General features: G+C 55.0%; 8 protein-coding genes and 1 pseudogene. 4 read left to right on the plus strand and 5 right to left on the minus strand.

The window, feature by feature from the left end; translation table 11 throughout:
* Positions 1–330: 330 nt before the first annotated feature.
* The 3 genes and pseudogenes from JMJ04_RS48575 to JMJ04_RS04350 form a co-directional block, all read right to left on the minus strand.
* Positions 331–549 (minus strand): annotated as a pseudogene (locus tag JMJ04_RS48575) (NUDIX domain-containing protein); the annotation flags it as partial.
* Positions 550–714: 165 nt separating this feature from the next.
* A complete protein-coding gene (locus JMJ04_RS04345; protein ID WP_201369325.1) occupies positions 715–2100 on the minus strand; it encodes a glutamine synthetase family protein in 1386 nt (461 codons plus the stop codon).
* Positions 2101–2312: 212 nt separating this feature from the next.
* Positions 2313–2936 carry an RNA polymerase sigma factor gene (locus tag JMJ04_RS04350; RefSeq protein ID WP_201369326.1) on the minus strand — a complete coding sequence of 208 codons (624 nt, stop codon included), beginning with the start codon at positions 2934–2936 and terminating at the stop codon, positions 2313–2315.
* 475 nt (positions 2937–3411) lie between these two features.
* On the opposite strand from JMJ04_RS04350, the gene JMJ04_RS04355 reads away from it, so the two are divergent.
* The 4 genes from JMJ04_RS04355 (at position 3412) to JMJ04_RS04370 (ending at position 8935) form a co-directional block, all read left to right on the plus strand.
* Positions 3412–5442 (plus strand): D-alanyl-D-alanine carboxypeptidase family protein, encoded by a 2031-nt coding sequence (locus JMJ04_RS04355; RefSeq protein ID WP_201369327.1) that lies wholly within the window; start codon positions 3412–3414, stop codon positions 5440–5442.
* A gap of 224 nt (positions 5443–5666) precedes the next feature.
* The gene (locus tag JMJ04_RS04360; RefSeq protein WP_201369328.1) at positions 5667–7136 is read left to right on the plus strand and encodes a MurT ligase domain-containing protein; all 1470 of its coding nucleotides are present in this window, start codon (positions 5667–5669) and stop codon (positions 7134–7136) included.
* Between the two features lie 6 nt (positions 7137–7142).
* A complete protein-coding gene (locus tag JMJ04_RS04365; protein ID WP_201369329.1) occupies positions 7143–7946 on the plus strand; it encodes a type 1 glutamine amidotransferase in 804 nt (267 codons plus the stop codon).
* Positions 7947–8098: 152 nt separating this feature from the next.
* The gene (locus JMJ04_RS04370) at positions 8099–8935 is read left to right on the plus strand and encodes a phosphodiester glycosidase family protein (RefSeq protein ID WP_201369330.1); all 837 of its coding nucleotides are present in this window, start codon (positions 8099–8101) and stop codon (positions 8933–8935) included.
* A gap of 139 nt (positions 8936–9074) precedes the next feature.
* Here the strand turns inward: JMJ04_RS04370 and JMJ04_RS04375 are convergent, their stop codons facing one another.
* Positions 9075–10814, minus strand: coding sequence for a proline--tRNA ligase (locus JMJ04_RS04375; RefSeq protein WP_201369331.1), 1740 nt, complete (start codon positions 10812–10814; stop codon positions 9075–9077).
* 88 nt (positions 10815–10902) lie between these two features.
* A complete protein-coding gene (proS, locus tag JMJ04_RS04380) occupies positions 10903–12354 on the minus strand; it encodes a proline--tRNA ligase (protein WP_201369332.1) in 1452 nt (483 codons plus the stop codon).
* Positions 12355–12808 lie beyond the last annotated feature (454 nt).

Here is a 12808-nt window from a genome sequence, read left to right on the forward strand (position 1 = left end):
ATACTGTCCCTCCGCAAATTGCTCCCACCGCTCTGGTGTTTCGTCATATAATTGGACCTGAAAAAAGCTGCGCCGCACCCACCTGGATAAGGTATCACCCGGCACCCAGCCTCCTACGCTTCTTATGATACGTGGCGGCTCTACCTCAAGATTAAATTCTTCTAGATAGACATAGGCCCAGCCCTCCTGCTGGCGCTCCAGGCGCACGGTTAAACCGCGGCGCAGGGCATTGCCTAATATCTCTTCTGGCGCGACCACCTCAGCATCAGCGGAGGGAGCCTGGCGCAGCAATGCCTGCTTGACCATCATGCGTTGCGCCTCTCCCAGGTCCAGCGTTTCCTGACCTAGATGCCGCCAAATACGCCCGTTATATCCCGTCTCCTCCTGTACCTCCCTGAGCACCGCGGCCTCTAGCGCCTCGCCATACTCGACCGTTCCCGCTGGCACCTGGGTCCCCGACAAGCCATGGTCAAAGACAAGCAATTCTCTTCGCCCCCGGTGCTCACGTGTAATAAACGCCGTCACCTTCTCAACACATTCTTGAGACAATTGCTTCTCCTTCTTAATACGCTTTAATTCTCATATACGTAGCACAACACGATAAGTTCTACTTTTTGCGCACAAAAAGAGCATGAGAGTAGTAGGTAAAGTGAAAGCACCTGGGTAGCTGTAGACTACCCAGGCGCTTTCACTTTACCTACTACCAGATCTATACTAGATCAGTTCAAAGTAGCGGCGGCGCTCCCAGTCGGTGACGGCCTTCTCAAACTCTCTGACTTCCCAACGGCGGGTCGTGACAAAATGATCGACAAAGTACGAACCAAAGTACTCGCGAGCCATCTCGCTACCTTCCAGCAGGTCGGCGGCCTCGCTCAGGTTGCGAGCCAGCGTCTTGATATCTCCACGCTTGAGCGCCTGATCCAGCTTACCAGACTGGTAGGCATTCCCATCTAGACGTGGTGGCAATTCCAGCTGGTGCTCAATGCCATAGAGGCCGCTGGCCAGCGTGGCAGCGAAGACCAGGTAGAAGTTAGCGTCGCAGCCGGGCACACGGTTCTCGATGCGAATAGCGCGCTTATGGGTATTGATAACACGAATGGAACAGGTGCGATTATCCATGCCCCAGGTCGTATTAGTAGGTGCCCAGGAACCCTCCACATAGCGTTTGTAAGAGTTAATGGTTGGGGCATAGATAGCCATCAACTCAGGCATCTTGGCCAGGACACCGGCGACGAAGTGGCGCATAGTCTGCGACATATGCCCCTCAGCCTCCTGCTCCCAGAAGACGTTGCGCTCTTTATTGAGATCCCACAGGCTGACGTGTGTATGCCCGCTGCTACCATCCTCCTGGTCGTTCCACTTGGCCATAAAGGTGGCGAGGTAGCCAAGCTGATGGCTGATCTCTTTGACGCCATTCTTAAAGAGCATTGTGCGGTCGCCAGCGGTCAGGATATCGGTGTAGCGCATGTTCATTTCGTACATGCCGGGACCATGCTCGCGGGTATATCCTTCAATGTCGACACCATAGTCGCGCATCATACGTGCGATATGCCCGATCAGCGGCTCATCGGTCGTGGCATGGCTGATGACATAGCAGTTCGTACCGGGATTGAGGGGGACCAGGTGCGTACCAAAGTTCTTGTCGCGTAGCGAGGCCTGGTCTTCACGGAAATAACGGACCTCTAGCTCAGACGCTGCCATCGCGGCATAGCCCATTTGCCGGGCGCGCTCGATGATGTTTTTGAGCACATGCCGGGGCGAGACGATGATCTGCTCTCCCTGCTCATTCCACATATCGCAGATACAGGAGGCCACATTCTGCTCCCAGGGAACCAGGGCAAAGGTTGAGAGATCCGGCTTCATCACAAAATCGGTAAAGCCACGCTCCCAGTTGCTGATATGCAAATTGGGGAGGACATTCTCCGCGATATCCCAGCCAAAGATAACGTCTGACTGCGCGAAACCATCCTCCACAGAGTCAAGGAAGAAGCGCGCGTCTACACGCTTTCCCCGGAAGACGCCGTCAATATCAGGCGTGCCCAGCTTGATATACTCGATCTGCCCATCCTCGATAAGGCGCTTAATCTCGGCAAGGTCCATCAGCACTTGTATCCTTTCTTCACGCTTGGCTGCTCTTAAGCCCTCTTGCGACTGTGCTTCTCTGCTGGAAAAAAGATTGAAGTTAATGATTGCAGCGTAGCATGGAGCCTACGAACCGTCAAGCCCGATGCTGCTCAAACACGCGTCTACATATGGTGCATCATATGTAGACGCGTGTTTGAGCAGCATCATCCCTTCACAGCCATACACGCTTATGAGGTGAGGGCGGCTCGTAACAGAGGGCGGGCACGCTGAAAGTAGGTCTTGGCTGTGTTCTCCGGCATGCCCAGGATGCGCCCAATTTCGCCAAAGGTCAGTTCTTCCTGATAGCGCAAAAGTACAATTGAGCGAAAACGAGGGGGTAAGGCCAGAATAGCGCGCCGAAGGGCCGTGCGTATATCTTTACGCTCCAGTTCTTCATCGGGCTGGGGATGATTATCGGCAATCGTATAGGGCCAGGAGTTTTCATCGTCCTCCAGCGGCACATCGAGTTCACAAAAGAGCAACGGGCGTCGCTTGCGCAATTCATCGGTACAGCGATTGGCCGCGACCTGGAAGAGCCAGGACTTCAAGGGCGCGTGTGAGGTCTGACGCGACCAGTTGGCCCGCAATTTGGGCACATAAATGTAAAGCTGCATAAAGACGCTCTGGACAATATCGCGCGTCTGCTCATAATCGCTGATATGTGTATAGACAAATTTACATAAAATGGCCGAATAGCGTTGCATCAGGGTTTCAAAGGCCGCCTGGTCGCCATTCTCTATGTGTTCAAGCAATATATCATCTGCAAGTGACGCAGGTGCAGCATAGACATGTGCGTGTGTTGTTTTCATCATACATTTTCCTGAATATAGTCACCAGACAGAATTCTGGAATAGACACTCTGCTCTATCCCTACACTACCAGACAAACCTCAAGATTTTTTTAAGTTCTTCAAAAAGTTTTGTAAATGAAGCCGTTTTCTCTCCAAAAGGTCATAGTATTCACCCGCAAAAATGCAGACCGGGAGACAATACTATACACTTACCCGGGGAGAAGGAAGCGCTGGCACTCAAGAGGGAGGGACAGGTAAGAATTCCAGTGACACCTGGGCAGCACTCAGGAATTCCAGTGACACCTGATGCAACACTATTGCATAAGATACATTACTGGGCATATAATGTTGGCAATAGCCAGAAGCCCGGGTAATATAGGCAAAATATTAAGACATCTAGAACACCCTCTTACTCATTTAAAAGCCCAGGTATAGCCAGAACTTACCTATTTACAACGACGAACACCCGACATAATTTATCTGAGGAGACTCGGCGCATGCCTGACATTCCATCACAAGATGATGAGCAATCGAGATATTATCCACCAGCCCCGACAGACGACGATGACGACTCTCTATATGAGGACCAGGATACCGCGACCACCCCACGCCGCCGTCCCAGGCGTCACTATGTCTACCACACAGGCGAATATACCGACCAGCCAAGTGTCAGACGCGCCTCGCGCCCGCAAACGCTAGAGCAAGAACACGCCTCCTATGCGCAGCATAACGCCACATACGCAGAGGATTTCGACGATGTGGAATATGATGACGCACATGGAGAGTTCTTCGCGGACGAGGAAGAAGAGACTATAGATCTTCCCTTTGAAGAGGAAGAGCCTCTGGAGCCGGAAGAGGAGGTGGCCGCTCCGCAGCGCCAGGTAAACAAGAAGCCAGGCCGTGCCTCTCAGGGGAAGCAGGTACGCACACACTATCCACGCCGTTTCTTAGAGGATGATGAGGAAGAGCTTGTCGACCCCGATACAAAGACCCGTGCCACCAGTAAAACTCCTGGCGAGGCGCGCGACCTTGTCGTGGTCAGCGGCACAACCCGCTTTCTACCAGAGGAAGAGGAGGAGGATCCCGAGGACAGGTCCTCGCGCTTGCCTCGCACCCCACGTACGGCTCACCAGCGCGCGGTAGCCACTCCTCGCACTCAAGCACGTAAATATACCAGTGTCTATGAGCCAACAGCGCCTGCACCTACGCGTGCGCCGCGCTATCGTCGCCCTTTGCGAGAAGCGCCTGAGCCTCGGCTCCCTTTGCCCGCGTTCTTCAAAGATCGCAACGTGCTTCTATTTATCGCCGTGGCACTCCTCATCCTGGTGCTCCTGCCACTGGGATTCAACTACATCCGTGGCAATAATTCCTCTGCCATCACTCTGCCCAATCCGCTTAATATCGGCAATGCAGTGACACCAACGGTGGATCCTAACCAGATCGTGGTTGAAGCGCCCACAACCGACCATCCCTCGCCGCCCGTCTATGCCAATGCGGCTTATGTATTGGATGCTGATACAGGGAAGACGCTCTACGCGCAAAATCCCTTAATGCACCTCCCCATGCTCAGCACAACCAAGCTCATGACCGCTTACCTGGCCGCGCATATGGGGAAACCTGATCAGCGCATCACCATTACCGATGCCATTGACCGAGATCTCCAGAATGATCTCTCGGCCGATAGCTCCCTGATGGGGGTGAAGAAGGGCGAGACCTATACCCTGAAAGAGCTGCTCTATGGCCTGATGCTTGTCTCGGGCAATGATGCTGCGATCGTTATCGCCGATGCGCTCAGTGGCAATGTGCCAGCCTTTGTGGCTAAAATGAATCAGCAGTTAGGAACCTGGAATCTGCATAATACGCACTACATGAATCCCCATGGCTTAATCGTGCCCAACCACTATTCAAGCGCGCACGACCTGGCGTACATCGGCAAATACAGCTTGAGCGATCCCTTAATTCACGAGGTAAGCGCAACTCAACACTATCTGATTCCAGGCAATGGTGACCATGCCGCCCACGATATGTACAATGGCAACCAGTTCCTCTGGTGGTATCCAGGCGTCGACGGTGGCAAGCCAGGCTGGGATGGAGAGAAGAACTTTAACCAGGTCATCTCTTGCGTACGCAATCAACATCACCTCATCGGTGTTACCCTGCATACCAGCGACTGGTGGACTGATATGCGCGACTTAATGAACTGGGGCTTCAATACCTATGACTGGATCTCACCCGCCATCGAAGACCTCAAGCACCCCATTCCTTATGACACCGATTGGAACTACTTTACCAGGGACAAGAAGGAGAACACCATCCCTATGGCCAATGGTGGACGTTACTACGTCTTCACCGGCTACAGCACCAGCGGCCCCATCCAACAATTCTTCGATAAGAACGGTGGGCTGAACAAAATTGGCTTTCCTATAAGCAGCCCTAAAACAAACGAGAACACCACCATCAGCCAGAAGTTTGAGCACTCAACCATCACCTGCGACACCTCCGGTGCCAAACAATGTAGGAAGATCTAGATGGTGTGGGTGTGGAGCGCCCTGGCAGGTAGCATTTTGCTACCTGCCAGGGCGCTCCACACCCACACCATAGTAAGTAATTTCACACTGCCATTGTGACTATTTCCCTTGTCGATGTGTCCCCTGGTTTGCTATACTGCCACCAGGCTGCACTATTGGATTATTCTCCTAATATTCATGCATTGAACTCCTTGATGCCTATTAGGGACGGTGGTAAAAGTATTATGCAAATAGAACACGAACTCTCGACAAAGCAGGCACCAGAACAGGACAACGCGGCGCAAGCGCCCACTGGCCTGGGCCGGGCGCGTCTCGCCCTGGCTATTTCAGCAGGGAAACTGGCAAGCGCGTCTGGACGCCTGTTGCGTATCGGTGGTGGCACCAGCCTCCCTGGTATGGTCGCGCGCCGCATCGATCCTAATGTATTAAAAGAAGTAGTTGGCGCCAGCAGCGCTAAGAAGATTGTGATTACTGGTAGTAATGGTAAAACGACGACGGCACGCATGACTGCCGCCCTGGCTAGCTCCAATGGGCAGCGCGTCTCCCAGAACCGCACCGGCTCTAACCTGCTGCAAGGCGTTACATCGGTCGCCGTCAATTTCGCCGACATCTTCGGGCGCCTGGATAGCGATGTCCTCCTCTTTGAGATCGATGAGGGGACCATTCCCGCGGCAGTCCCCGAAATTCAGCCCGACGTGGTGATTATTACCAATCTCTTCCGCGATCAGCTTGATCGCTATGGCGAGATGTATTCCGTCGCCAACGCGCTCAATAAGATGCTTGAGAACCTGCCGGAGACCTCGACGATCCTGCTCAACGGCAATGATCCACAGGTCGCCAACTTCGCGCTCAACTCCAAGGCTCGCCGCCTCTACTTTGGCCTGGAGACCAAAGAGGTTGGCACGCCTGTGCCTGAGCAGTCAGCCGATATCATTCGCTGCATCCACTGCGATAGCGACCTGGCGTACGAGGTTGCCTACCTCTCCCACCTGGGCCTCTACCGCTGTCCCACCTGCGGCTATACCCTGCCCCAGCTCGACTTCGCGGTCACATCCGCACACCTAGCGGAAGATGGCGAAGGCCCCTCACAGGTGACAATGCGCACCCCCCTGGGCGAACTGGAATTCACGGTGCCGCTGCCTGGTATCCATAACGTCTATAATGCTGCGGCCGCTATCGGCGCCGCCTTCGCCACGGAGTTCGCGATTGAGAAAGCCACACAGGCCTTCTCGACCCTGCGCCCAGCCTTTGGTCGCCTGGAGAAGATTCAGGCTGGCGATAAGAACATCTACCTTTCCTTCGTCAAGAATCCAACCTCCTTCAACCTGATCATGCGCTTGATTGCCAAGCATAGCGGCAAGAAGCATATGCTCTTCTCGATGAGCCATACAGTGGTTGATGGACAGGACTTTGCCTGGCTCTGGGACTGCGATATCGAAGAGATCGTGCCCGATGTTCTTGATGCCATCTGCTGTGGCAATAAGGCAGAGGAGCTGGCGCTGCGCTTGAAGTATGCCGAGTTCTCTCCCAGTAAGATCTCTGTCATCCATGAATACGAGGGTGCCTTAGAGGCTGCATTGAAAAATGTCGAGCCGGGTGGCTCCCTATATATCCTAAGCGGCTATACACCAACACAAGAACTGCGTAAAATAATGCAGAAACACGGTTGGGTCAAACACTACTGGGAGGAGTAAATTAGCATGAGCGAGCAGACATCAGATTCACGCATGGTTATTAAGATCGCCCACCTCTATCCAACCTTGATGTGCGTGGCCGCCGACCGTGGAAACCTCTTCTCGATTGAGAAGCGCAGCAAATGGCGCGGCATCTCGGTCGAGGTCGATCCCGTATACGTCAAACAGACGCCCGACTTTACCCAATATGATATGATCCTTTTCCATGGCGGCGCCGACCGCGAGATGGAGATTGCCTCTAAGGACATTCAGGAGAAGGCCCCCTCCCTGCGCGAGGCCGCCGAGGCTGGAACCACCTTCCTGGCGGTCTGCGCGGGCTATCAGCTGCTGGGTCATAGCTATAAGAGCGTCCATGGTCCCGAGCTGAAAGGGGCAGGGGTCCTCGACCTGCATACCGAGGGCGACCCCGAACGCTTCATGACGCATATGGCGCTTGAATGCGACCTGGGCTCCCTGGGCAAACAGATCCTGGTTGGCTATGAGAACCACAGCGGACGCACCTACCTGGGACCCAAGGCCAAGCCCCTGGGCAAAGTTGTTTCGGGTTGGGGCAATAATGGAAAAGACGGTTTTGAGGGCGCAAATTATAATAATGTGTATGGCACCTACCTGCATGGCCCTCTATTGCCGAAGAATCCCTGGTTCACCGATTTCTTGATCATGAAGGCGCTGGAGCGTCGCTACGGTAAGGTGGACCTGGCCCCGCTCAGCGATGAGACCGAATTGGCTGCTCACGCCGCTGCGTATAAGCTGGCGATGGAGTTTAAGGGAACCGTCTCGGCCATCGAGGCGACTGGCTGGCGCAGGTAAATAGTAGGATTGGAAGCAGAAAGTGCATTACCGACGCTGCTAAAGCACGCGTCTACATATCATGATACGCCATATGTAGACGCGTGCTTTAGCAGCGTCGTTCTGCCGCTCCTGCACATTGTTCCAGGATAATTCAAGGAAGGGATTTTCTCATGCCAGCCGCCAGGCACACGCTGCTGCTTACATGCGTACTCGCGCTTCTGGGTAGCCTCCTGATGGCCTGCTCAGCGCTGCCCAATATCAGCGTGAATGGGACACCTATCACCAATTCGCAGGACTCGGCGAATGGTTCGGACCAGCAACTCAATGTCTGGCAGACAGTCTCGCCCGGCATCGAGCTGCGCTATGAGCGTTGGAAAGGTCCCAGCACTAATGAAGATACTATGGTCATCGTACGCATGAATCCAGCCCAGATTCATCTCAGCGTGCATTACCAGCCAACACAGCCACTCTCTGTGCGCGAGTGGACCAAAGAAACTGGCGCGCATGTGTTGATCAATGGCGGCTACTTTGATAATAACAACCACCCCACAGGGCTGCTTGTCAGCAATGGTGAGGTGCATGGCCAGTCATATAGCGCCTTCGGTGGCATGCTCTCCGTCGATGGCCAGGGAAACATTCGTCTGCGCTCGCTGAGTGCACATCCCTATGATCCCGACAACGAGCAGCTTCAGCAGGCCACACAGTCCTCACCAATGATGATTGAGAATGGTCAGCGCACCCAGTTTAACGCGAATGGAGCGACCGAGCGCCGCACCATTGTGGCCCAGGATAAACAGGGGCGCCTGCTCTTTATCATCAGCTCTGGGGTATCGTTCTCGCTGGACGAGACAGCAGACCTGCTAGCCTCGTCGGACCTCTCGCTCCAGACAGCGCTCAACCTGGATGGGGGTGCCTCCACCGGCATCTATGTCAAGGATAGCGCCAACAATGAGAAGGTTACCATCGATGCAATAACTGCTCTTCCCATCGTCATCGCAGTTAAATAGATATAAAAAGACACAGGGGCTTGTCTTGCGACAAGCCCCTGTGTCTTTTTATAGGGAGAAGGGATTTGGGGACACCCCAAACCCCGCCAGGGGCGCTGCCCCTGGGCCCCGTTTTGCGACATCTTGCATACCAGGTTAATTATAAACGTTTCATCAGAACTTGCTGAATCTCGTTCAGAGCTTCACTTAATGGAACGATTTGGCTCGCCTGGCTTGTGCGGGCCTTCAGCTCTACGCCTCCCTGTTTGAGGGAACGCTTGCTGACGACGGCACGCAGCGGTAGGCCTAGCAAGTCGGCGTCGTTGAACTTGATACCCGCCGATTCGCGTCTATCATCGAAGAGCACCTCAACGCCTGCCGCACAGAGATCGGCATAGAGCCGTTCGGCCGCGCGACCGATCTCCTCTTTCTCCAGATCGATTCCCACCAGCGAGACAGCATATGGCGCGACCGCCAGTGGCCAGGTGATACCACGCGCATCATGCTGCTGCTCGACAATGCAAGCCAGCAGGCGCGAGATGCCAATACCATATGAGGCCATGATCAGCGGCTGCGTGCGCCCTTCAGCGTCCAGGAAGGTGGCATTAAAGAGGTCGGAATAGATGGTGCCAAGCTTGAAGATATGCCCCAGCTCGCAGCCACGCAGGGCGTGCAAGCTTCCGCCACAACGTACACAGGCGGCGCCCTCATAAGCCGAAGCGATATCCGCCCAGGTATCAACACGGAAATCACGCGGGTAGTTGACGTTCTTGAGATGATACTCGGCGCGATTAGCTCCAGCGACAAAGTTGTTGCCTGAACGAAGGGAGTGATCGGCAATGATCAACAGGGCCTTGTTCTCGCCCAGGGGTGAGGCATAGCCCGCGACGATGCCCGCACATTCCAGTTCTTCCGCCGTTGCCAGGCGCAAATCGGTAGCGTTGAGACCCCGCTTTGTGATGACATTAGTCAGCTTGATCTCATTGATCTCCAGGTCACCGCGTACCACGGCCATTACCAACTGCCCACCTGCGCTATAGCAGACCACCTTCATGGTCTCGCCCTCGGAGATGCCCAGGAAAGCCGCCAGGTCGCTGATCGACTTGCAGTCCGGCGTGTAGACCTCCTCCAGCACCTGCTCCTCTGCGGAGATGCGCTCCGGGCGCACGAACTCGGCCTTTTCGACGTTGGCGGCGTAGCCACAACCAGTGCAGTGCAGAATGGTGTCTTCTCCCGCCTCGGTCAGGGCGATAAACTCCAGCGATTCCTTGCCTCCAATGGCGCCGCTATCGGCCTCGACGACGATAAAATCCAGGCCACAGCGTGCAAATATACGGCAATAGGCCTCGCGCATGAGTTCGAAATTGGCGTTCAAGCCCTCTTCGTCGGCATCAAAGCTATAGAGGTCTTTCATGAGAAATTCGCGCAGGCGCAGGAGTCCACCACGCGCACGCGGCTCGTCACGGAACTTGCGCTGAATCTGGAAGACCAGGCGCGGCAGATCTCGATAGCTGCGGATAAACTCTTGTGCCAGGAGGATGCAAATCTCTTCGTGCGTCGGCCCCAGGACAAGCTCGCGCTCGCGGCGATCACGCAGGCTAAAGAGGACTGGGCCATACCCCTCCGCTCGACTAGCCTTCCCCGACTGCGGCCTGACGTCCCAGATCTCGCGCGGTTGTAGCACAGGCATCGAGACCTCCTGACCTCCTATCCTCTCCATCTCAGTACGTATTATCTCTGTAAGCTTGCGCATAACACGCTCACCCAGCGGCAGCATGCTATACACGCCAGAGGTAAGCTGGCGTACAAAGCCGCCCCGGGTCAAGAGATCCAGGTTCGTACTCTCAACATCATGTGCGCGCTCGCGCAGCGTTCCCCCCAAAAGCTGTGAATAACGCATGATCTCTCTCCTAGTCCAACTTCGTTCTGAAAGATTGAAGGCCCTGGTTGCCCTAGGGCAACCAGGGCCTTCAATCTTTCAGAACATATTAATACGCGCGGGCGAAGATGGCTTCGCAGGTGGCGGGTTTGCCGGTATAGATGCACTTGCCCTTGACGCCGCCCTCGGGCTGGTCAAAGGGGATGACACGAATGGTGGCCTTGGTCTCGTCCTTGATGGCCTGCTCGGCGGCGCTATCCTCGGCCCACTTGACGCGCACAAAGCCACGCTTCTCGGCGATGATACGCTTGAACTCCTCGTAGTCCTCGGTATAGTGCGTATTCTTCTCGCGATGCTCCAGGGCACGCTGATAGAGCGCCTTCTGGATCTCATCCAACTTCTCGGGCAGGCGGGTCTCCAGGGTATCGATGGAGACAAACTCCTTTGAGCGGTCGAGGCGACTGACCAATACGACGTTGTTGTTCTGCACGTCGCGGGGGCCAATCTCCAGGCGCACAGGAACGCCACGCATCTCCCACTCGTTGTACTTCCAGCCTGGAGTGTTATCGCTATCGTCAACCTTGACACGCACCTTGCCCTTGAGCATCTTTTGCAAACGCTCAACGGCCTCAAAGACAACGGCGCGGTCCTGGTCCTTACGCCAGATAGGAACGATAACGACCTGGAATGGTGCCAGGCGCGGCGGCAGGATCAAGCCAGACGGATCGCCATGCACCATGATGATGCCACCAATCATACGTGTGCTCAGGCCCCAGCTTGTGGTGGCACAGTATTTGCGCTCGCCATCGGCGTCCAGGAACTGAATGTCGAAGCCTTTGGCGAAATTCTGCCCCAGGTTGTGGCTAGTCGCGGACTGCAAGGCCTTGCCATCGCCCATCAGGGCCTCAATGGAGTACGTGCGCAGGGCACCGGCGAACTTCTCATTCTCGGTCTTGCGGCCCGGAATCACAGGGATAGCCGCGTCATTCTCGGCGAAGTCGCGGTAAACCTCCAGCATCATGCGCGTGCGCTCCTCGGCCTCTTCCAGCGTACGATGCGCGGTATGGCCCTCCTGCCAGAGGAACTCGGAGGTGCGTAGGAAGAGGGTCGTGCGTTTCTCCCAGCGCATCACATTGTTCCACTGGTTGATGAGCAGCGGCAGGTCGCGATAGCTCTGCACCCAGCGGGAGTAGCTATGTCCGATGATCGTCTCGCTGGTCGGGCGAATCGCCAGGGGTTCCTCCAGTTCTTCGCCGCCGCCGCGCGTCACCCAGGCCAGCTCAGGGGCAAAGCCCTCGACATGCTCGGCCTCTTTCTCCAGGAAGCTACGCGGGATGAGCAGGGGGAAGTAGGCGTTCATGACGCCGGTATCTTTAAAACGCTGGTCCAGCAACGACTGAATATGCTCCCAGAGCGCATACCCATAAGGGCGAATAATCATACAACCGCGCACAGGCGCGTAGTCCGCTAGCTCCGCCTTGCGTACAATCTGGTTATACCAGGCAGAGAAATCATCCTCTTGATCGACAAGTTCTTCGACAAACTTTTCCTTCTGGCTCATAGCATCCCCTCTCGGCGTCCAAATCTTCCTATCCGAAAACCCTGAGCGCGAAGCGCTAGACACGAAGTGGCGTTGGGTTTCGGAATAAGATCATACCCATGAATAAAGACAATAAAAAAACTCGCCCTAGATAAGGACGAGGTTATTGGCCCGTGGTACCACCTTATTTGAAATATGTCTCACGACACGTTTCCACTCTGACGGTCGCTGTTGAACCGCCCCTTCCTGCATAACGGTGAAGGACTCCGGTCAGTTTATCACTGACGCTCCCAGGTGGGTTCGACGAGGCCACTCTACCGACTTTCACTCTCTCGGCTCGCTGCTAGAGTACACCAGCACGCCTACTGATCCTGATCAGCGCGTTCGCTCTTTGATTTTGTGCTCTTTAGTTTTGTATAGGGTCAAGCATACACAATCTCTTTTCTTCTGTCAAGCGCAATAGTGTAAATAAAAT

Origin of the sequence: Ktedonobacter robiniae, assembly GCF_016587375.1 — a bacterium.
Taxonomy (GTDB): domain Bacteria; phylum Chloroflexota; class Ktedonobacteria; order Ktedonobacterales; family Ktedonobacteraceae; genus Ktedonobacter; species Ktedonobacter robiniae.